The organism is Nocardia sp. CA-107356, from assembly GCF_050946365.1.
Classification (GTDB): domain Bacteria; phylum Actinomycetota; class Actinomycetes; order Mycobacteriales; family Mycobacteriaceae; genus Nocardia.
Map to the genome: position 1 here is coordinate 7840059 of NZ_CP191992.1, position 21096 is coordinate 7861154.

Here is a 21096-nt window from a genome sequence, read left to right on the forward strand (position 1 = left end):
TACCTGGAGACATGTGGGGGGCGGCGGGTCTGGGAGTGGCGCGCGGTTGGGGTGGATCCGGATCGACAGGCGTACCGGGCGTCGGGCAGGATGGTAGCCGCGCGCACAGGCACTTTGGGAGGAGCTCTACGAGATGCTGCGGTTGATCATCGGCATTGCGGCCGGTTATGTGCTCGGGACGAAGGCAGGGCGGGGTCGTTATGAGCAGATCAGTGCGGCTACCCGTGCCGTGGCCGAAAGTCCGGTGACTCGCAAGCTGGTGCTCGTGGGCAGGCAGAAGCTGTCGGACAAGCTCAGCACCCGGGCGAAGTTGGAGCCGATGGTGCCGTTGGATGAGCGGACCACGCTGCTGGTGCCGCAGGATCAATTGCGTCGCTGAGCCTGGGGTCGGACTGGGAATTTCACGATCCACACCAGAGCGCCGCGGGCCGATAACGAATCGCCCGCGGCGAGCAAGGGGCGGCGCGACTCAGCCTGCGGCGAAGTCGTTGTGATTGCCCATCGCCTGGGTGAGCAGACTCTTGCGGTACTGCTCCAGCGCCACGAGGTCGCCGAACAGCGCCATATAGGCCTCGGCTTGTTCGGTTGAGGACACGCGCTGCAGCTTCGATTTCAGTTCGGCGATCTGGCGGCCGACCCAGGCCTCCTGGACACGAGCCAGCACGCCGGTGACGAAGCGGGGGATGTCGTTGGCGGATTTCACGGGCATCTGTTCGCCGGAGAGTTCGGAGACCAGCGCTCGCATGGTCAGGTCGTCGGTGCCGTCGGAGACTGCGTTGACCCACTCCGCGCCGCCGAGTCCGGAGGCGGTGCCGCCTGCCTCGGCGATCAGTGTGCGGACGGCCGCGTAGGCGGGATGGGTGAAGGCCTCGGTTTCGATGGAGTCGAAGACCGCGCCCGCCATCGCCGGATACTGCAGTGCCGCGCCGAGCGCTTGCCGTTGCGGCAACAGGGTCGGGTCGTTCGGGTTGGGACGGGCGGCGGGGTGTTCGGCGACAACCGCGGTGGGCTGCGCCGCGCTGGCAACCGAGCCACGACCGCTCGGACGCCCGCCGTTGCGGTTGCGCTTGGCTTCCTCACCGACGCGGCGCACGACGGTCTGGATGTCATCCCAACCGACCCACCCGGCCAGTTTCGTCGCGTATGCCTTGCGCAGTGCGTTGTCCTTGATCTGGGCGACCACCGGCACGGCGCGGCGCAGCGCCTCCACCTGTCCCTCGGCGGTGTCCAGGTTGTGGTCGGCGAGCAGGCCGCGAATCACGAACTCGTACAATGGGGTTCGCCGGGCCACCAGATCGCGGACGGCGCCGTCGCCGGAGTGCTGGCGCAGCTCGCACGGGTCCTGACCGTCGGGGGCGATGGCGATATAGGTCTGTCCGGCCACCTTCTGGTCGCCCGCAAAGGCTTTCAGCGCCGCCGCTTGTCCGGCCGCGTCACCGTCGAAGGTGTAGATGATTTCGCCGCGCCAGAAGTTGTCGTCCATGAGCAGTCGGCGCAGCAGTGCGAGGTGCTCGTCGCCGAAGGCGGTACCACAGGAGGCGACGGCGGTCTTCACTCCGGCCAGGTGCATGGCCATCACGTCGGTGTAGCCCTCGACGACCACCGCCTGGTGGCCCTTGGCGATTTCACGCTTGGCGTGGTCCAGGCCGAAGAGCACCTGAGACTTCTTGTACAGCAACGTTTCCGGCGTATTGACGTACTTGCCGGGCATGGTGTCGTCGTCGAAGAGCTTGCGTGCGCCGAAGCCGATGACGTCGCCACCGAGATTGCGGATCGGCCACAGCAGCCGCCGGTGGAACCGGTCGATCGGGCCACGCTGGCCCTGCCGCGACAGTCCGGCCGCCTCCAACTCCTTGAAGTCGAACCCCTTGCGCAGTAGATATTTGGTGAGCGTGTCCCAGCCCGCGGGGGCGTAGCCGCAGCCGAACTGCTGGGCGGCATTGCCGTCGAAGTTGCGGTCGGTCAAATACTTGCGCGCCACCTCGGCCTCGGGCTCACGCAGTTTGGCCATGTAGAACTCGTGCGCGGCGGCGTTGGCGGCGACCAGCCTGGTCCGGGTGCCGCGATCGCGCTGCACCGAGGTGCCGCCGCCCTCGTAGTTGATCTGGTAGCCGATCCGGTCGGCCAGCTGCTCGACCGCCTCGACGAAGCCGACGTGCTCGACCTTCTGCAGGAATGCGAAGACGTCGCCGCCCTCACCGCAGCCGAAGCAGTGGTACAGGCCGTGGTTGGGCCGCACATGGAACGATGGCGACTTCTCGTCATGGAACGGGCACAGGCCCTTCATGGAGTCCGCACCCGCCCGCTTCAGCGCGACGTACTCCCCCACCACATCCTCGATCCGGACGCGTTCGCGTATTGCCGCGATATCGCGATCAGGGAGTCGTCCGGCCACGGCGGTCAGTCTAGGCTAGTCCGGCCCCGACACGCCCAGCGGCTGGTCACGCGTCTAACCATTGGAACTATTCGGCCAGCGACCGCGATACGCGTTCGAGCCGACTCTCGGTATACGACGCGATCTGGTCGACGATTACCCGAACCCGCGCGGTGTCGTCGGCCGCGGCGTGCCACCACGGCAACAGCAGTGGATCCAAACCGTGCGGGGCCGTCGCCAGCAGCCGGTTCGCGACCATCAGAATCTGCTCGCGCTGCACGGCTTGGCGCTGTTTGTGATCCAGATCGGACATGACATAGCGCAGCGCGACGGTCTTGAGCATCGCCACCTCGGCGGCGACGATCGGCGGAATCTCGAGATCCGCGGCATATCGGGACAACGCATGTCCCCCGGCGACCTCCCGAGTGGCAATGATCGCGGCGGTGGCGAAGCGGCCGACCAGTTCACTCGTGAGGTGCTTCAACGCAACCGAACTGGCGAGCGTTCCGTCGTATGACACGGCTTCGGCCACCACCGGCAGCTCGGAGAGCCGCTGGGCGGCGCCGACGAGGTCGTCCACCGAAAGCGATGGGTGCTGGCCATGCCCGAGTTCGGCGAGGGCGGCCTGTTCGACAGGATCGGCGAGGGCCCGCAATTCGATGCGCCCTGCGATCACACCGTCCTCGACGTCGTGCACCGAGTACGCGACGTCATCGGACCAGTCCATGATCTGACATTCGAGACTCTTCCGACGGTCCGGCGCATCCTTGCGCACCCATTCCAGGCGGTCCAGATCGATATCGTAGGCACCGAACTTGGTGCCCGAACCTGTTCTGCCCCAAGGGTATTTAATGGCCGCGTCGAGAGCGGCGCGCGTGAGATTCAAGCCCGCACTCGTCCCGTCGGCGTCCAAGACCTTCGGTTCCAGCCGGGTGAGGATGCGTAGGTTCTGTGCGTTGCCCTCGAAGCCGCCATAGGCGTCGGCGAAGATATCGAGGGCCTTCTCACCGTTGTGGCCATAGGGCGGATGGCCGATGTCGTGGGCCAGTCCGGCCAGGTCGACCAGGTCCGGATCGCAGCCGAGGCCGTCGGCGATACTGCGCCCGATCTGCGCCACTTCGATCGAGTGGGTCAGTCGCGTGCGTGGGGTGTCACCGTCGCGTGGCCCCATGACCTGGGTCTTGTCGGCGAGTCTGCGCAGGGCCGCGGAGTGCAGCACCCGGGCGCGGTCGCGGGCGAATTCGGTGCGATGGCCGGTTTCGAATTCACTGCGCGGCGGACCGAGTCCGGCAGTCTTGGCGCCCTCGACCACCATTCGCTCGCGGTCGTGCTCGGTGTAGCGACGGTGCCCACCTGTCACCCGACCACCACCCCTCATCGAATCGCTACGCGATGCTTCACGCCCACCCGTCGCCCGACCACCACCCCTCATCGAATCGCTACGCGATGCTTCACTCATTGATCTCACTGCCCCGCTGAGTATTTGAAGTCCGACGAGAAGTGCGTGAGTTGATACCAGAGCAAAGCGCCGGTCTCCCTGGCGATTCCGTGCGCCTGCGACTCCCTGGTGTAGACGGCGGGACCGGTGCGAGTCGGTGCGGTCCAGGCCTCCAGTCCGGCGTCACGGGCCATGGTTCTGGTGCGCAGCGAATGCCACGGATCGCTGACCAGTACCGCCGACGACAGTTCCCTGGCGCTCATTGCCATTGCGACGGCTTCGATACTGCGCAGTGTGTCCGAACCCGTTTCGACTGCGAGAATTCGGTCGCCGGGTATCCCCCGCTCCTGCAGATAGTTCTTGCCGGAGGCGGCCTCGGTGTAGAGATCGCCGTCCTGCTTACCGCCCACCGTGATCACCCTCGGCGCGACACCGGCCTTGAACAGTTTGTAGGCCTGGTCCAGTCGCGCCTCGAAAACCGTTGACGGTGTGCCGGAGTATTGCGCGGCGCCGAGTACCACGATCGCGTCGGCCTTGCTGTAGTCGTCGATGCGCGCCACCTGCCACACGCGGAATGCGGTGCCGCCGACCAGTACCGCGCCTATCAAGATCGCGCCGATCACCAGCCGTCGAGCCCAGCGCAGTAGTCCGCCTCCAGCGCCGCGGGACGGGCTGGATCCGGGAGCCGAGGCCAGGGTCGCCGAATTCACCTCACCAAGTTTGCCAGGTCACCAGCGACGAGGACGTCACCGGCGGATACCGAATGTCCATACTTACCTTTTGGTTAGTACTGGACTTATTAGTGAGTACTTGTCGCAAGCGCAGCACATATCGAGAATGGATTCCGGCGCCGGATCCTTCGCCCTCGGGCATATCGAAACATTGAGGAGTGGATACATGACAACATCAGTGACGGTGCTGGGGCTCGGCGCGATGGGACAAGCGCTGGCAACGGCCTTCGTGCGCGCCGGACATCCGACAACGGTCTGGAATCGCAGCGCGGGCCGAGATACGGAACTTGTTGCAGCAGGGGCAAAATCGGCGCAGACAGCCGCTGAAGCGGTGGCGGCGAGCGATCTGGTGGTGGTGTGTCTGTTCGACCATCGATCCGTGCACGAGGTGCTGGACCCGGTGGCCGACATCCTGGTCGACCGCGCACTGCTGAATCTGACCAGCACCGAGCCGCGCGGCTCGCGCGAACTGGCCGAATGGGCCGCGAGCCACGGTATGAATTTTCTCGACGGCGGCATCATGGCCACCCCGCCGATGATCGGACAGCCCGGCTCATCGGTGCTGTACAGCGGCTCACGATCGGTTTTCGACGCGCACCGCACCACCCTCGAATCGCTCGGCAGCGCCGAGTATTTCGGCGCCGACGCGGGGCGGGCCGCACTCGTCGACTTCGCCCTGCTCGCCGGGATGTACATCATGTTCGCGGGCTACTACCACGGCGCCGCCATGGTCCGCACGATCGGCATCTCGGCCGAGGACTTCGGCGACCGCGCATCGATCTGGCTCGCCGCCATGACCGGATCGCTCCCGAGGGCCGGAGCCACCATCGACTCCGGCGACTACTCGAAACCATTCCAGCCCTTGGATTTCACCAAGGCGGCCCTCGACACCATCGTCTCCGCCAGCCGGGACGCGGGCGTCGATCTGGACGTCATCGGCGCGATCAAGAATCTCGTCGATCGCCAGGTCGCCGACGGATACGGCGCGCAGAGCAGCGAGCGGATGTTCGAGAGCCTGCATCCGCGCGACGACCGGGCAGCGTAGCGGTCGGCCTACCAGCCGCGTTCCCGCCATTCGTCGAGGTGCGGGCGATCGGTGCCGAGAGTGGTGTCGTCACCGTGACCGGGATAGACGACGGCGTCGTCGGGATAGCGGTCGAAAATTTTCGTGGTGACGTCGTTGTAGAGCGAGGTGAAATCCTCCGGGTTGGTGGTGCGGCCGACGCCGCCCGGGAAGAGGGAATCGCCGGTGAACAGGTGCACCCCGGGGCCATCGACGAGAGCGAGGGCAACCGAGCCGGGAGTATGTCCACGTAAGTGAATGACCTCGAAGGCCAGGTCGCCGATCTCGATCAAATCGCCGTCGGCGAGCAGTCGGTCGGGGCGCACCGGGAGGGGTTCGGCGTCGAGTGGATGCGCGGCGGTCGGCGCGCCCGTGGCCGCGGCGACCTTTTCCAGGGCCCACCAGTGGTCCGGATGCTGGTGGGTGGTGACGACCAGGGCGACGCGGTCCGGCGTTTCCTGGTTGATGAGTTCGATGATGCGGTCGGGCTCATTGGCGGCGTCGATGAGCAGCGCGGCGCCGGTGGCGGTGCACTGCACTAGGTAACAGTTGTTGTCCATTCCGCCGACGGACATTTTGATGATGCGGGCACCGGGGACGTCCCGCTGTTGCGGATTCGATCCACGGGACACGTGACCGGTATACGGCAGGTCGATCGTGATCACGAATCGATGCTAGCGAGCTAAATTCATCCCATGCCATTGTTAGCGCCGATTCGTCCGATCCGCCGGGCCGCCTCGGTGGTACTGAGCATGGCGTTGCTATGTGTCGCACTGGCCACGGGCCCGGTCGGTGCGGAGCCGCCGCTGCGGATGGGGCCGTATGTGGTCGACTCGGCCCAGGTACTCGATCAGGGACAGCTCGATCGGGTGTCCGCGGCGGTTGACGGCCTGTACGCCGACCATCAGGTGCGGCTCTGGGTCGTCTATGTGCGCGATTTCAACGGGATGATTCCGCAGGAGTGGGCCGATCGCACGGCGACCATGTCCGGGTTCGGCGCACGCGATGTGTTGCTCGCGGTCGCGACGCAGGATCGCGGATATTCGTTCTACGGCGAATTGCCCAGTGGTGTCAGCGATTCCCAGTTGGACCGGGTACTGACGCGCGATGTGGAACCCGCACTGCGCAACAGCCGGTGGGCGGACGCCGGGGTCGCGATGGCAGATGGGTTGGATTCGGCGATGCGGGGCGGTGGCGTCAGCGGACGGACGCTGCTGATCGTCGCGGTGGTGATCGTGGTCGTCGCCGGTGGGCTGGTGCTGTATTCGCGTAAACGGCGCGACGACCGCAGACGTGCCGAATTGGCGGCGGCGCGGCAGCTGGATCCGGACAATTCCACCGCGCTCGCGGCCTTATCGCTGGAGGCACTGCAGGCCCGGTCCAAGGAGGTGCTGGTGGAGATCGACAATGCGGTGCGGACCAGCGCCGAGGAGTTGGAGTTGGCGACCGGCGAATTCGGCACCACCGCGGTCACCCCTTTCAGTAGCGCCTTGTTGCATGCGAAAGCCGCTGCCGCCAAGGCATTCTCGATCCGACAGCAGCTGGATGACGATATTCCCGAGACGCCGGATCAGCAGCGCACCATGCTGGTCGATCTGATCGGTACGGTCGGGCGGGCCGATCGGGAACTCGACGGCCAAGTGGCCGAATTCGATGCGATGCGGGATCTGCTCATCAACGCCGCCACTCGATTGGACGGGCTGACAAGAGATCTGGTCGAGTTGACCGGTCGGGTGCCGAATTCGGAGACCGAACTCACCCGGCTCACCACCTCCTATCCGGCCAGTGTGCTCGCACCGGTGCACAACAACGTGACCATGGCGCGGGAGCGAATCACCTTCGCGGAACACAACATTGACGCAGGTCGCGATGCGCTCACTCAACCGGTCGGCAAGCAGGGCGGCGCGGTCGCGGCGATTCGGGCCGCGGAAGGTGCGGTTGGACAGGCACGCACGCTGCTCGATGCCGTCGACTATGCGGCGACGAATATCCAGCAGGCGACCGACGGACTACCCGCCGCGCTCGAGGAACTGCGCGCGGATATCGTCAGCGCGAAGAATCTCGCTGGCTACGGCGGTGCCGAGTTGCAGGCCGCCATCACCGCGGCGGAGACGGCCCTGACCAGCGCCGCCGCCAGCGCGACCAGTGATCCGCTCGATGCCTTCCACACCGCGGTAGCGGCCGACAGCGCGCTCGACCTCGCCAATGCGGCGGCCACCGACCGCAAACTCGCCGCCGAGGAGTTGCGGCGCAGACTCGACCGGGCGCTCACCGACGCCCGCGCCCGGGTCGGCGCGGCCGCGGACTACATCACGACCCGACGCGGCGGTATCGACGCACAAGCGCGCACCCGATTGTCCGAGGCGCAGCGCAATCTCGATGCGGCACAACAGCTGTCCACGACAGATCCGACACGGGCGCTCGCCAGCGCCCAGACTGCCGCGGACCTGGGTGGTCGCGCCCTGCACGAGGCGCAGTCCAGCGTCCGGGCCTGGGAGAACAGCCAGCCGCCGTCGGGTACGGCGCAGGCCGGTGCGGTACTCGGCGGAATCCTGATCGAGGGACTGCTCCGCGGCGCGGGCACCGCCGCCCGACAGCGGTCCGGCGGCGGCTATACCCCCGGTTCGTACGGCGGCTCCAGCGGATCCCGGCGGATCAGTCGGGGTGGTCGGTTCTGAGAGTTGACCCTGACACGGTGTGAGGCCATAGACCAGGAGTCGTCATGTTCAGTATCGGAGACTTCGCCAGACACGGACGGGTATCGGTGCGGATGCTGCGTCATTACGACGCGATCGGGCTGCTGCGGCCCGACCGGGTGGACGCCGCGACCGGCTATCGCTATTACCAGGGCGGCCAGCTCGCTCGGCTCAATCGCATTGTCGCGCTGAAGGATCTGGGCCTCACCCTGGAACAGGTGGGCCGGATCCTCGACGACAAGGTCGGCACCGCGGAACTGCGCGGCATGCTCACACTGCGCCGCGCGGAGTTGGAGCAGCGGATCACCGGCGACCGCGCCCGGCTCGTCCAGGTCGAGACGAGGCTCCGCATTATCGAGAAGGAGGGCGCCATGCCCGCCAACGATGTGGTCATCAAGTCCATTCCGGCCGTCCGGGTCGCCGAATTGACCAGTGTCGCCAGTGATTTCGAGCCGCAGACGATCGGGCCGGTGGTGGGGCCGCTGTTCGAGCAGCTCTGCGCCCGGTTGGCGCGGGCCAGCGTCGATATCGTCGGTCCAGGTATCGCCTACTACGAGGAGCAGTCGGACGGTTCGGTACATGTGCACGCCGCCATGCCGGTCAATATCGACCCCTCCGCTGCCGCCGACTTCGCGATAGTCGACCTGCCCGCGGTGCCGCAAGCGGCGACACTGGTGCACCGGGGCAGCATGGACGAGGTCCTGGAACCGTGGCAGTCCCTGGGCAAATGGATCGACGCCAACGGATACCGCTCCGCCGGACCCGCACGTGAGGTAACCCTCGAGTTCACCGAGGACCCGAGCGGCTGGGTCACCGAACTCCAGGAGCCCATCCACACCGTATAGCCGGCACGCACTCCCGCACCTCTTTGTGGGCACCCGCAAGGGGACCTCGACCACGGGCGCGGGAGTGCTCACCAGCAAGCGATACGGCGCGGGCCGGTCCTGCGCGGGGCCGGTCCAACGCAGGGCAGCCGTCCGACACGCGGCGGCCATCCAACGCGGAGCGGCGGTCCGACAGACGGCGACCGTCCAGCACGGAGCGGCGGTCCAGCAGACGGCGACCGTCCAGCACGGAGCGGCGGTCCGGTAGAGGGCGACCGTCCCACACACACGGCGGCGATCCAGCAGACGGCGACCGACCGGCGCGCGGCGGCCGTCTGGCACGGACGGCCGTCCGGTAGACGGCGACCGTCCCACACACAGCAGCGTTCCGAACGCGGCGCCCGTCCGGCGCGGGCCATCCAGCACCCCGCAGCGGTCGGCCTCAGACGATCAGATCTTGATGGTGACGGTGTGGAAGCCGGTTGGGCCGGAGGGGAAAGGGGCGCGTGGGGTGCCGTCTTGGACCTCGCCGGACCGGCTGATGGCGCGGGCTTGCACGGTGTGTTCGCCGGCGGGCAGGTCGACCGTGGTACGCCAGCGCCGCCAGGCGGCGGGGGCGATTTCGGTGCCGAGGTCGACTGGGCGCCAATCACTCTCGTCGATACGGAGCTCCACCCGGTCGATGCCGTGCGGTGGCGCCCAGGCGACACCGGCGATGCTGGTGGTGCCCGCCGCCGCGCGGCCGGGTGCGGTCACGTCGATGCGTGCCTGTGGCGTCACCCACATCGGCTCGGGTGGCCAGCCACGCTTCCACCAGTAGTCGACCTGGCTGTCATCGGTGAGTTCCAGTTCCGCAAGCCATTTCGCGCCGGTGTACTGACCGTAGAGACCGGGGACGAAGACGCGAGCCGGGAATCCGTGCTCCGGGGCCAGCGGGGCACCGTTCACGCCGATCACCACATACCCTGGCCACGCGCCGGACCGCAGCGGTTCGACCGGTAGCGAGATGGTGTAACCGTCGACGGCCCTGGTCACCAGCCGGGTCGCCCCGGTTTCGGGTATCGCGTGTGCCAACACCTTGGCCAGTGGCACCCCGTACCAGCGCCCATTACCCGCACGACGCTCGCCGGGGCGGTTGTGCACGCACACCATGACGGCGTCGAATTCCACCGCGTCCGCGGCCAACTCGGCCAGCGACAGACGCAGCGGATGCGCGACCCGACCGGTGACCGACAGCCGCCAGCGGGTCGGATCGATGCGCGGCGGACTCAGATTGACGTCGGCGACATAGAAACTCCGGTTCGCGGTGATCAGCGACGACAGTCCGGGCTCACCCTCCAACCCGTCCTGCGGCACCATCGAGATGCCGCCCATCGGGCCGACCCGCTGGATCACCTCGTCCTGCCTGCGGTCGTAATCGCGATTCAGCGCCCGCGCCGCAGCCAGTAGTCCGGCACCGGCCCCCGCCCATCCCAACGTGCCGAACAGCCCGCGCGGCCGCCTGCGCAGCCCGATACCGAGTACACCGGCGGCGGCCGCCGCACCCGCGACCGTGGCGGGCGATCGGGTCGGTCGGCGCAACCCCAGCGCGGCCGCGGTGGCACCGAAGGCGGCGACAGCGGGCGTACGCGCGCGATCGGACAGCGCCCCGAGCCCGACGGTCGCGGCGACCGCCCCCGCACTCACGCCGAGCCGGGTCACGACCTTATCGTGTCTGCCGGACAGGGCGACGGTCGTCTCGACCACCGGCACCGGTGCGGTATCGGTCATGATCCGGCCGATGGCGTCGATCAGCGAATCACCGCGGGTCGCGGCGATCAGTTCGCCGACTCCCAGCGCCGCGATACCGATGGCGGCGGCTCCGAGCCCACCACCGCGCCCCCGGCCTTCGTTGGTCCGCACCGTCGGAACACCCGCTTTCCTCGATCACCCACCAGTATTCTCCACGAACCTACCGATCCGGCGCCCGCATTCCCATGGCGTCGCGGCGTTACTCCTGTAATGCTTCGGTGAAGCGGGTCAACAACTTCCGCAACTGCTCGCGCTCCTTCGCGGTGAACGCATCCGCCACTCGACGTTCGATGGCCGCGGCCTTGGCATCCGCCTTGGCGAAGGCCTTGCGGCCCGCCGCGGTCAACCTGGTCTCCAGGACACCACGGTGCCAGGGGTGCGGCGTTCGCTCCACCAGTCCACGCTCTTGCAGGTTCTTGAGCACGACCGTCATCGCTTGCGGCGTAACCAGACACGCGCGCGCCAGCGCGGCCGCGGAGATGCCCGGATTGTCCGATAATGCGTAGAGTGCGGAGTACTGCGGAACCGTAAGCGGTTTGACCGCCTCGTGTTTGACGGCCATCAGCTCCTGCTCGGCCCGCTTGACGTCCAGACCGAGCCGCTCGTGCGCGGGCATTCCCATGAGTGTCAATGATAGGACAACTATCAAAGCTTTGATAATATTCAAGACATGGATAATCCCGTGATCCCCGAGAGCCATGCCGACCTATTGTCGCGGCCGCTGTTCGCCCACCTCGCCACGCTCAACCCCGACGGCACCCCACAGGTGACTCCGGTGTGGCAGGTCTGGGACGGCGGGCGGCTGCGCTTCACCACCACGATCGATCGGCGTAAGGCCGTCAATACCAAGCAGAATCCCGACGTAGCGGTGAGCATCAACGATCCGGACAAGCCCTACCGCTACCTCGAGGTCCGCGGTGTCATCGAGGCCATCGAACCCGATCCGAACGGCGAATTCTTCGATGTGCTCGCCCGCCGCTACGACCTGCCCTACGAGCGCCCCGTTGCCGACCATCCACGCCGTGTCGTGATGGTCATGCGGCCGACGCACGCCACCTTCCAGTAGCGCGGCGAAAGCCGTTGCGGCCTCAGGAGTTGACCGCCTCCTCGGCGAGGGCCGCCAACTCGTCGCGCACCGCGGTCACGAGCTGGTCACCATCACCGCCGCCGAGTAGGCCGACGGTGAGTCGGCCTTCGAAGGTGTAGACCAGGAAGGTGACCGCGGCCGAAGCACCCGCGGACGGACGCGGATGCGCTGAGACGTAGACGATCTCGTAATCGGTCAGCGCAATGGTCGCCGGGATCCGGAAGGCGGGTACGGCGCCGGTATTCGTGACCGCGACGTGCCCGACCAGGGAGTGGATCCTGGTGGAGCCGAAGTAATTCGGGAAGTGCAGGACCGACTGCTGGACGATGCCGTCGGCGAGGTCGTGTCGCAGCCGGTACGAAATGCGCTGGGCCAGTTCGAGGACGTCCGCGGACAGGTCGACCTCGGCGGCGAAGGAGGCCAGGCCCGCCATATTGGTACCCGCGGCGCGCGCGACCGGCGGCTCGAGGCGAGTGCGCAGGTCCACCGGATACAGGCAGCCGAGCGGAACGGGATCCCCGGTGGCCCCGGCCTTTCCCGAGGCGAAGGCACGCAACAGGGCCGCGGTGACCAGCCCGTTGACCGTCACATCCGGATACCGTCCGAGGCCGATGATGCGCGCGGTCGCCTCCTCGTCCAAGACGATGCGCCGGGGGCGGACCAGTGCTGCTGGCGCGGGGATCGCGGGCGCGGGTGGGATGACCGTGGCTTCCAGCGGCCGGGTCACATCCTCGAATCCGGAGACCGAACCGCGGGCGATCCCGCGCGCCGCAACATGCCATTCCAGCGATTGCGGGTAGTCCTGCGGCACAACGGTCGTCGTGCCGAATTCGAGATAATCGGTGTAGTAGCCCCATAGTCGGGAGAGCAGCTCGACGCAGTGGCCCGCGTCGGCGATGCTGTGGTGGGCGAACAGTGTGACGCGCGACCGGCCCCGCTCGGAGAGCACAACGTCGAGGTATGCGAGCTGTTCGGCCGGATCGATCGAGTCCGGAATCCGGACCACATCCGGATCGCCCTGACTCGCCGTCATACCGACTACCGGCCGTTCCTCCGGCCGGAGCAGATAGCCGCGGCCCGTGCCGTCCTCCGCGATCCGGCAGGTCACCACCGGATAGGCGCGCTGTAGCGCGCTGAACGCCGCCCCCAACACCGTCGTATCGAGATCACCGACGACCATAACGGATCGTCCCGTGTAGGTCCCCGCGCGCACGAAACGTTGTTCCGAGGCACCCAACACCCGCACCAAATCCTCCTCATCCCACGACACATCGCTCAGCGTGCGGCAAAAACAGACCGGGGCGCAAACCAGAACACGCTCCGACTGAGAGAGACTGCCCACATGAGTCCCGCGGCACACATCAGTCTTACGGCACATCTGCATGAGCTGGGCTTTCCGCTGGTGGAAAGCCAGCTGAAGCACCCGACAGTGGTGGGCATCGCCACCGGCGAGCTGCCCGAGCCGGTGTTCCGATCCTGGCTCGAACAGGACTATCTGTTCCTGCTGGACTACGTCCGGGTGTTCGCCCGCCTGGCCTGGCAGGCGCCCGCGGCGCACCTCGGCGATCTGGTGGACCTCGCGCACGCCACCTACCACGAAGAGCTGTCGCTGCACCGCGCGCTGGCCGCCGAATTCGGCGCGGACCTGGACGGCGCGACGAAGGGTGCGCCGTGCACGGCATACACCGCGTTCCTGCTGGAATCGGCCGCGTCCTACACCGACGGACTCGCCGCGCTGTACCCGTGTATGTGGGGTTACTCGACGCTCGGCGCCATCCTCGCCGAGAACCCGCCGTCGGAACCCCGGTATCGGCGCTGGGTCGACACCTACGCCGATCCGGGATTCGCCGCGCTGACCCGTCGCTGCGGGCAGATGCTCGACGAGGCAGGCGGCGACCCGGCACGCGCGGAACAGCTCTTCCTACAGGGCATGCGCCACGAATCCGCTTTCTGGGACGTACCGCTCTGACCTCAGGGGTGCAGCACGATCTTGCCTCGGGTGTGGCGTTGCTCCAGCTCGCGATAGGCCTCTTGGACCTTGTCGAGTGGGTAGACGGCGGCAATGGGCACCTCGACCGTGCCCGCGGCGGCCAACTCGGCGAGTTCGGCGAGCACATCGATGGTGCCCGCCGCGGCGTTGCCCTCGGTCTTCACCCCGTACTTCTCGGCGGCCTCCCAGTTGATGATGGTGTCGATGCGCTCGACCGGTACGCCGAGTTCGACTGCGAGCTCGACATATTCGGCTCCGAAGGTGTCGATGAACGCGTCCACGCCGTCGGGAGCGGCCGCGCGGATCCGGTCGATCAGCCCCGTGCCATAGGCCACGGGTATCGCCCCGGCCTTGCGCAGCCAGTCGTGGTTGGCCTCGCTCGCGATGCCGAGCACCGTTGCGCCCCTGGCCCGCAGCAATTGCACCGCGATCGAGCCGACGCCGCCCGCGGCGCCCGAGACCGCGACCGTATCGCCCGGCCCCGCGTCCACCGCGCGCACCGCGGCGAAAGCCGTCGTGCCAGCGACATAGAGCGATCCCGCGACATCCCAGTCCAGACCCGCGGGCTTGGGTGTGACCTGCTCGGCGGGCACCACCACCTGGGTGGCGTGGCTGGCCCGCTCGTCGGTGAAACCGAGCACCTCCTCGCCGATCCCGATCTCACCGACCCCGGACCCGACCGCTACGACGCGCCCCGCGAAATCGGTGCCCTCACCGGAGGGAAATGTCGCGGGCCAACGATCGTGCAACGTCCCCGAACGGATATACCCCTCCCCCGGATTGATCCCCGCGGCGACGACTTCGACGACGACCTGACCTGGGCCCGCCGTTGGCGTCGGCGCCTCGACCACCTGGAGTTCTTCGATTCCGCCATAACGATCGAACTTCACGGCTCTTGCCATGTCCGGCTCCCGCCTACTCGGTGATATACGGCACATCGACCGTCAACGGAGTAACCCCGCGAGAAATTTCCATGCCATGCGTGCCGGACCGATGATTTCCGCTCGGCCGTCCGGTCTACCTACGTGGACCGGTCTCACCGAACTAGGAGATGATCATGCATCGTCCGGCCGTTGTTTCCCGCGAGGAATGGTCGACCGCCCGCAAGGGCCTGCTGGCCGAAGAGAAGGAACTCACCCATCGCATGGACGCGCTGGCCGCACAGCGCCGCGCGCTGCCGATGGTGGCGATCGACAAACAGTACGTATTCGAAGGTCCGGCAGGCGAGGTCGAGTTGGCCGATCTGTTCGAGAAGCGCCGCCAGCTGATCGTCTATCACATGATGTGGCGCTGGGATCTGGACGCGGGCTGTCCGAGCTGCGCGATGTTCCTCGATAACGTGGGGCATCTGGCCCATCTGCACGCCCAGGACACCAGTTTCGCGGTGATCTCCCGCGGGCCGTGGGAGAAGCTGAAGCGGTACCGGGAGCGCATGCAGTGGACGTTCCCGATGTACTCCTCGTTCGGCAGCGACTTCAATTACGACTTCCACGTCACCCAGGACGAATCCGTTGCACCCGTCGAATACAACTACCGCACCAAGGCCGAACTCGAGGCAGCGGGCCAGATCTACTTCACTGCCGGCGAACAGCCGGGTACCAGCGTTTTCTGGCGCGACGACGACGGTGCGGTATTCCACACCTATTCCTCCTACGCCCGCGGCGGCGACATCCATATCGGCACCCACAACTTCCTGGACCTCACCCCGCTGGGCAGGCAGAAACATGTCGGCGAGGCGGTACACCATGATCGCTACGACAGCCCCGAAACGCACTGCCACTGAGGGCATCAGGCCCTAAGCTGACACCCGTGCGTGAGGAGAGGCTGCGGGCATCGGACGCAGACCGCGAGAAAATCGCTGAACAATTGCGAGTGGCGATGAACGACGGCCGGTTGTCGCTGCACGAATACGACGATCGACTCGTGCAGGTCTACGCCGCCAAGACCTATGGCGAGCTGAACCCGCTGCTATCGGATCTGCCCGTGCCACGGAAACCGGCGACGGTGGCACAGCGAGTACCGCCGTGGGTCATCATCATGTGGATTCCGTGGGCCGCGGTGAACGCGCTGTGCATCACGATCTGGGTGGCGACCGGCGCCGGATACTTCTGGCCGTTCTGGGTGGCGGTGCCGTGGGGGTGTGCGCTGCTGATCCCGACCGCGATCGGGCTGCTCGTCCAGTCGAATCAACGGAAGCCGGATAACGGCTGAATTGACCTGCGCCGCAGGTAATCCGCGATCGAGCCGACCCCGCCACCGCGGCATCCGGGGCTGCCGCCAGTAGCGAAGCGAACAGCGTCATGAACCGCCGATGATGCCGAGCCAGCGAGTCCTGCTCGTACAGAACCGGATTCACCGCGAAGTCCACGCCAATCGGCGCGCCCGCACCATACCGATAGAAGTAGATCCTCGATCAGAGTCGTCGAGTACCGGGATTACCCTGACCTGACATCTATGGGGCCACTGACCTGCGAAAACGCCCTGCCGCAGTGCGACAGGGCGTTGATCGTCATCTAGTTCAGGCGCCGATGAGGTGTTGTGCCAGATAGCCCTCCACCTTGTCCAGCGCGATCCGCTCCTGCGCCATGGAATCGCGCTCGCGGACGGTGACCGCTTGGTCATCGAGGGTGTCGAAGTCGACGGTGATGCAGAACGGCGTGCCGATCTCGTCTTGGCGCCGGTAGCGGCGGCCGATGGCGCCCGCATCGTCGAATTCGACATTCCAGTTCTTACGCAGTTGCGCGGCAAGGTCTTTCGCCTTCGGCGTCAGATCCGCGTTGCGCGACAGCGGCAGCACGGCCGCCTTCACCGGCGCGAGCCTGCGATCCAGGCGCAGGCTGATCCGCTCCTCCATCACACCTTTGGCATTGGGCGCCTCACCAACGGTGTACGCGTCGACCAGGAATGCCATCAGCGAGCGGGTCAGACCGGCCGCGGGTTCGATGACATACGGGGTGTAGCGCTCATTGGTGGTCTGGTCGAAGAAGCTCAGGTCGGTACCGGAGTGCTCCGAATGCGTCTTCAGGTCGAAATCGGTGCGGTTGGCGACACCCTCCAACTCACCCCACTCATTGCCCTGGAAGCCGAAGCGGTACTCGATATCGGTGGTGCCCGCCGAGTAGTGCGACAGCTTGTCCTTCGGATGCTCGAACAGCCGCAGGTTCTCCGGATCGATGCCGAGGTCGGTGTACCAGGAGAACCGGGTGTCGATCCAATACTTGTGCCACTCCGCATCCTCGCCCGGCTTGACGAAGTACTCCATCTCCATCTGCTCGAACTCGCGGGTGCGGAAGATGAAGTTGCCCGGGGTGATCTCGTTGCGGAAGCTCTTACCGATCTGCGCGATACCGAACGGCGGCTTCTTGCGCGCGGTCGTCATCACATTGGCGAAGTTGATGAAGATGCCCTGCGCGGTCTCCGGGCGCAGGTAGTGCAGACCCTCTTCGGATTCGATCGGGCCGAGGTAGGTCTTGAGCATCATGTTGAAATCGCGCGGCTCGGTCCAGCGGCCGACGGTGCCGCAGTCGGGGCACGCCACCAGCTCCATCGAGACGGAGTCCGGGTCGTCGATCTTGTGCTTGAGCGCGTAGGCCTCCTGCAGGTGGTCCTGCCGGTGCCGATGGTGGCAGTTCAGGCATTCGACCAGCGGATCGTTGAATACGCCGACGTGACCCGAGGCGACCCACACCTGACGCGGCAGGATCACCGACGAGTCGAGGCCGACGACATCCTCGCGGCTGGTGACCATCGAACGCCACCACTGCTTCTTGATGTTCTCCTTGAACTCGACACCCAGCGGACCGTAGTCCCACGCCGATTTGGTGCCTCCGTAGATCTCACCACACGGGTACACCAGACCCCGGCGCTTGGCGAGGTTGGCAACGGTGTCCACCTTCGACTTGGGTGCCACTCGAGAATTCTCCATCCACTACGAATCGGATTGGGTATAGCGCAGTCAATACACTGCACTAAAGATGCCCTCCAGCCTATCGGCACCTGCCAATCGGTTTTGCACCGCACAGGTCTACTGGTTCCCGGTGTCCGACGCACCACTCGAATCGACACTCCATGGCGCGCGTTTGACATGCGCAACTATGCATATCAAAATGGGATCGCTTTCCAATAAGGAGTTGGTTCGATGACCGCCGAGACCGCCACCGCCCATCCGCACAACCCGTACCGGTCCCCCGCGCCGGCGCCGGTGCCCTCGCGGACCGTCCTGGAGGACGCGGGCGAGTTGCTACGCGCCCTCGCCGCGCCGGTGCGTATCGCCATTGTGCTGCAATTGCGCGAATCGCCGCGCTGCGTGCACGAACTGGTCGATGTCCTCGGCGTCACCCAGCCGCTGGTCAGCCAGCATCTGCGAATTCTGAAGTCCGCGGGCGTGGTGCACGGAGAACGTTCCGGCCGCGAGGTGTTGTACGAACTCGTCGACGACCACCTGGCGCATATCGTCGTCGACGCCGTGGCCCATGCCGAGGAAGGGTGAACGTGCCAGATAAGACGGTCTTGCCGGACAAGCCGGTCGGTGTCCGCAGTACCCGGCAGCGCAGCGCGATCGCCGCACTGCTCCGCGATATCGAGGAGTTCCGCTCCGCACAGGAGTTGCACGACGAGTTGCGTCGGCGCGGCGAGGGCATCGGACTGACCACGGTCTACCGCACCCTGCAATCACTGGCCGATGCCGGACTCGTCGACGTACTGCGCACCGACACCGGAGAGTCCGTCTATCGGCAGTGCTCGACCGGGCACCATCACCATCTGGTGTGCCGACACTGTGGACGCACCGTGGAGGTCGAGGGCCCGACCGTGGAGGCCTGGGCCGAAACCATCGCGGGCGAACATGGATTCACCGAGGTCAGCCACACCATGGAGATCTTCGGCACCTGCTGCGAATGCGCGAAAGCGAACCGCTCCAAAGCATGACGGCGGTCCCATAGTTAACAACACCGCCTCCGAAGAAGATTTCACTGCGAATCAGACAACGCCCGGGCGTTCCGGGCGTCGCGCACTGAGATGGCAAATCTTCTGGGAGGCAGCGTGCGATCATCGGTCATTCCGTCGGGTAAACGACGGTATCTCACCACAATTGGGGCGGCCGTACTCATCGGCAGTTCCGCCGTGCTCATGACGGCGTGCAATGACAAGGACACCAAAGCGGGACCGACCACGACGGTCTCCGCCCAGAGCACCGTCGGCCAAGGACAACCGGGGTCGACCAACGGCCGATCGACCATCCGAACCATCGGCAAGACCGGCTGGTACGAAGGTTTCGATATTACGGTGGACAAGGCGACCGTGGTCCCCGACGAATTCGGCGGAGCCAAGGTGCTGATCGACATCACCTACAAGAACACCACCCCCGACAACAAGACGATCAGCAACAACACCTACCTGCAGGTCGACAAGGAGGTCGACGCCGGTGCGAGCTTCGACTCCCCAACCGTGCCCGGAAAGGGTTCGGCCACTGGGAAAGTCACCACATCGGTCAAGACACTGCACGATGCCGAGCACCTGCTGGACACCATTACGGTGATCTACGGGCAGGCCTCGGACAATCAGACCAAGATTCCGTTGAGGACCTCGGCTCAGGTCGAGGGCGTCGCGCCGAAGACACTGAATGTCACCGGCAAACTGGTGCAGGATCAGACGACGATCGAAATCACCGGCGGCACATTCACACCGAGTTACACCGAGGACGAGCGCGGCAAGATGGATCTCTCGCTTCACATCAAGCTCATTGGTGGGCCCGGGATCTCCGCAGGCGGACTGAACGTCTTCTACGACTACTTCACCGTGAAAACCCCTGACGGCCAAGCCATTCCAGCCGATATTCGCGGCCCGATCAACGAGTTGCTGAATACGAACGAAACCATCGACAACGCGAAGAACTACGTTGTCTTCGTGGTTCCGTCCCCGGCCACCGGCAGCTACGTGGTGAGCTACGACGCCAAGAAGGGCGAGGCCGCCGCCCCGACCTTCTCCTTCACCATCAACTGAGAACACACCGCAGGCCACCACTGTCGGGATTACCCGATAGTGGTGGCCTGCGGTCGTTTTCGAGGCGGTGGTTCGGCTCAGGCGGCGACCGGATCGCCGGACCGGACCGGCACTGGATCCGCGGCCGGGCGGCGTCCACGCAGTGCCCCGATGCCGAGCAGGACGAGGGCTGCCAGGGCCCAAATGGTCAGGACCACCAGCGGTTTGGTGGCGGCGGCACCGTCGAAGAAGGCAACCGAGCGCAGCAGCGAGGCAGCGGCGCCGGGCGGCAGCAGCTGACCGACGGCCCCCCACGGCTGTGGTAGCAGTTCCGGGGCCGAGGTGGCGGCCGAGAACGGGTTGCCGACCAGGAGCATGGTCAGCGCCGCGATGCCGATACCCGCGCGGCCGACCGCGGTGGCGAGCCCGACAACCGCGCCGGAGACCGCGAACGACACCAGACCCGCGACCGCGGCCAGGGTCAGGTAGGGACCGGGTACCACCGACATCCAGGTCTGGATGATCACCATGCTCAGCAGCCCGCCCGCGATACCGAAGGTGATCAGTCCGATCGCCCGACCACCGACCGTCGGAATCAACAGGCTGAGTACGACACCCGCCGCAATACCGGACATCACCAGCGGCAACACCATCGCACCGAAGGCGGTACCGCGCGGATCGTCGGGGTCGGCGGCGACCACATCCTCGACCGCCGCGACCGGGGCACCGGACAACTGCTGGGCGATCGCGGTGAGTTGTTGGGCCACTATGGGACTCGCGCCGGAGGCGACCAGTACGCGCGGGGCGCCGCCGCCGGTGATGACGGCGCCGTAGACATCGCGGTTCTCGATCGCGTCGCGAGCCGCCGCTTCGTCGGCCGGGTTGGTGATATCGAAGGCATCCGGATCATGTTGGGTCAATTTGTCGGCGACCACCGCGGCCTGTGGGCCGCTCACGGCAATGGGCAGATCGCGCGGTGCGATATGGGCCGCGGGCCAGGCGAAAGCGATCAGCATCAGCGCCTGGAGCAGGGCCGCGCCGACGCCGACGGCGAGTGCCCGCTGGATGGTATTCATGACGTCTCCCGAAAATCGAATGATCGTTCTCTTTCGATGTGGATACC

At 66.2% G+C, this 21096-nt stretch carries 21 protein-coding genes; 11 read left to right on the forward strand and 10 right to left on the reverse strand.

From position 1 onward, the window contains the following. The first annotated feature begins 133 nt into the window (after nt 1-133). Nucleotides 134-379, forward strand: a complete 246-nt coding sequence (locus ACQP1G_RS35340) for a hypothetical protein (protein WP_433194015.1) — start codon at nt 134-136, stop codon at nt 377-379. A 90-nt stretch (nt 380-469) separates the two neighbouring features. On the opposite strand, the gene dnaG is transcribed toward ACQP1G_RS35340, so the two are convergent. The 3 genes from dnaG to ACQP1G_RS35355 all read right to left on the reverse strand — a co-directional run bounded on the left by dnaG (nt 470) and on the right by ACQP1G_RS35355 (nt 4507). After that, nucleotides 470-2395 carry a DNA primase gene (dnaG, locus tag ACQP1G_RS35345; RefSeq protein WP_433194016.1) on the reverse strand — a complete coding sequence of 642 codons (1926 nt, stop codon included), beginning with the start codon at nt 2393-2395 and terminating at the stop codon, nt 470-472. Nucleotides 2396-2462: 67 nt separating this feature from the next. Beyond that, nucleotides 2463-3734, reverse strand: a complete 1272-nt coding sequence (locus tag ACQP1G_RS35350; RefSeq protein ID WP_433194017.1) for a deoxyguanosinetriphosphate triphosphohydrolase — start codon at nt 3732-3734, stop codon at nt 2463-2465. 104 nt (nt 3735-3838) lie between these two features. After that, nucleotides 3839-4507 carry a YdcF family protein gene (locus ACQP1G_RS35355; protein WP_433209102.1) on the reverse strand — a complete coding sequence of 223 codons (669 nt, stop codon included), beginning with the start codon at nt 4505-4507 and terminating at the stop codon, nt 3839-3841. A 202-nt stretch (nt 4508-4709) separates the two neighbouring features. Between ACQP1G_RS35355 and ACQP1G_RS35360 the strand changes: the two genes are divergently transcribed. After that, nucleotides 4710-5588, forward strand: a complete 879-nt coding sequence (locus tag ACQP1G_RS35360) for an NAD(P)-dependent oxidoreductase (protein ID WP_433194018.1) — start codon at nt 4710-4712, stop codon at nt 5586-5588. Between the two features lie 8 nt (nt 5589-5596). On the opposite strand, the gene ACQP1G_RS35365 is transcribed toward ACQP1G_RS35360, so the two are convergent. After that, entirely contained in the window at nt 5597-6271 is a 675-nt protein-coding gene (locus tag ACQP1G_RS35365) for an MBL fold metallo-hydrolase (RefSeq protein WP_433194019.1), read from the reverse strand. A gap of 30 nt (nt 6272-6301) precedes the next feature. On the opposite strand from ACQP1G_RS35365, the gene ACQP1G_RS35370 reads away from it, so the two are divergent. Both ACQP1G_RS35370 and ACQP1G_RS35375 read left to right on the forward strand, forming a co-directional pair. Beyond that, on the forward strand, nt 6302-8284 hold the full coding sequence (locus tag ACQP1G_RS35370) for a TPM domain-containing protein (RefSeq protein WP_433194020.1): 1983 nt from the start codon (nt 6302-6304) through the stop codon (nt 8282-8284). Nucleotides 8285-8328: 44 nt separating this feature from the next. Further along, complete coding sequence (locus ACQP1G_RS35375) at nt 8329-9147, forward strand: MerR family transcriptional regulator (RefSeq protein WP_433194021.1); 819 nt, start codon at nt 8329-8331, stop codon at nt 9145-9147. Between the two features lie 429 nt (nt 9148-9576). Here the strand turns inward: ACQP1G_RS35375 and ACQP1G_RS35380 are convergent, their stop codons facing one another. Both ACQP1G_RS35380 and ACQP1G_RS35385 read right to left on the reverse strand, forming a co-directional pair. After that, entirely contained in the window at nt 9577-11028 is a 1452-nt protein-coding gene (locus tag ACQP1G_RS35380; RefSeq protein WP_433194022.1) for a molybdopterin-dependent oxidoreductase, read from the reverse strand. Nucleotides 11029-11116: 88 nt separating this feature from the next. Further along, nucleotides 11117-11539: a MarR family winged helix-turn-helix transcriptional regulator gene (locus tag ACQP1G_RS35385; RefSeq protein ID WP_433194023.1), complete on the reverse strand. Its 423-nt coding sequence runs from the start codon at nt 11537-11539 to the stop codon at nt 11117-11119. Nucleotides 11540-11587: 48 nt separating this feature from the next. Between ACQP1G_RS35385 and ACQP1G_RS35390 the strand changes: the two genes are divergently transcribed. After that, the gene (locus ACQP1G_RS35390) at nt 11588-11983 is read left to right on the forward strand and encodes a PPOX class F420-dependent oxidoreductase (RefSeq protein ID WP_433194024.1); all 396 of its coding nucleotides are present in this window, start codon (nt 11588-11590) and stop codon (nt 11981-11983) included. Nucleotides 11984-12005: 22 nt separating this feature from the next. On the opposite strand, the gene ACQP1G_RS35395 is transcribed toward ACQP1G_RS35390, so the two are convergent. Next, nucleotides 12006-13274 (reverse strand): phthiocerol/phthiodiolone dimycocerosyl transferase family protein, encoded by a 1269-nt coding sequence (locus ACQP1G_RS35395; protein WP_433194025.1) that lies wholly within the window; start codon nt 13272-13274, stop codon nt 12006-12008. Between the two features lie 72 nt (nt 13275-13346). Here ACQP1G_RS35395 and ACQP1G_RS35400 point away from each other — a divergent pair, with 72 nt between their 5' ends. Further along, nucleotides 13347-13973: a TenA family protein gene (locus ACQP1G_RS35400; RefSeq protein ID WP_433194026.1), complete on the forward strand. Its 627-nt coding sequence runs from the start codon at nt 13347-13349 to the stop codon at nt 13971-13973. A gap of 2 nt (nt 13974-13975) precedes the next feature. On the opposite strand, the gene ACQP1G_RS35405 is transcribed toward ACQP1G_RS35400, so the two are convergent. Next, complete coding sequence (locus ACQP1G_RS35405) at nt 13976-14896, reverse strand: NADP-dependent oxidoreductase (protein WP_433194027.1); 921 nt, start codon at nt 14894-14896, stop codon at nt 13976-13978. Nucleotides 14897-15051: 155 nt separating this feature from the next. Between ACQP1G_RS35405 and ACQP1G_RS35410 the strand changes: the two genes are divergently transcribed. Further along, on the forward strand, nt 15052-15777 hold the full coding sequence (locus ACQP1G_RS35410) for a DUF899 domain-containing protein (protein WP_433194028.1): 726 nt from the start codon (nt 15052-15054) through the stop codon (nt 15775-15777). A 26-nt stretch (nt 15778-15803) separates the two neighbouring features. Next, complete coding sequence (locus ACQP1G_RS35415) at nt 15804-16205, forward strand: DUF1707 domain-containing protein (RefSeq protein WP_433194029.1); 402 nt, start codon at nt 15804-15806, stop codon at nt 16203-16205. 307 nt (nt 16206-16512) lie between these two features. Here the strand turns inward: ACQP1G_RS35415 and ACQP1G_RS35420 are convergent, their stop codons facing one another. Further along, nucleotides 16513-17904 carry a glycine--tRNA ligase gene (locus tag ACQP1G_RS35420; RefSeq protein WP_433194030.1) on the reverse strand — a complete coding sequence of 464 codons (1392 nt, stop codon included), beginning with the start codon at nt 17902-17904 and terminating at the stop codon, nt 16513-16515. A gap of 228 nt (nt 17905-18132) precedes the next feature. Between ACQP1G_RS35420 and ACQP1G_RS35425 the strand changes: the two genes are divergently transcribed. The 3 genes from ACQP1G_RS35425 (at nt 18133) to ACQP1G_RS35435 (ending at nt 19994) form a co-directional block, all read left to right on the forward strand. Further along, on the forward strand, nt 18133-18483 hold the full coding sequence (locus tag ACQP1G_RS35425; protein WP_354955947.1) for an ArsR/SmtB family transcription factor: 351 nt from the start codon (nt 18133-18135) through the stop codon (nt 18481-18483). Nucleotides 18484-18485: 2 nt separating this feature from the next. After that, nucleotides 18486-18920 carry a Fur family transcriptional regulator gene (locus tag ACQP1G_RS35430; RefSeq protein WP_433194031.1) on the forward strand — a complete coding sequence of 145 codons (435 nt, stop codon included), beginning with the start codon at nt 18486-18488 and terminating at the stop codon, nt 18918-18920. 114 nt (nt 18921-19034) lie between these two features. After that, entirely contained in the window at nt 19035-19994 is a 960-nt protein-coding gene (locus ACQP1G_RS35435; protein ID WP_433194032.1) for a hypothetical protein, read from the forward strand. A 77-nt stretch (nt 19995-20071) separates the two neighbouring features. Here ACQP1G_RS35435 and ACQP1G_RS35440 read toward each other — a convergent pair whose 3' ends face one another. After that, on the reverse strand, nt 20072-21049 hold the full coding sequence (locus ACQP1G_RS35440) for a hypothetical protein (protein WP_433194033.1): 978 nt from the start codon (nt 21047-21049) through the stop codon (nt 20072-20074). Nucleotides 21050-21096 lie beyond the last annotated feature (47 nt).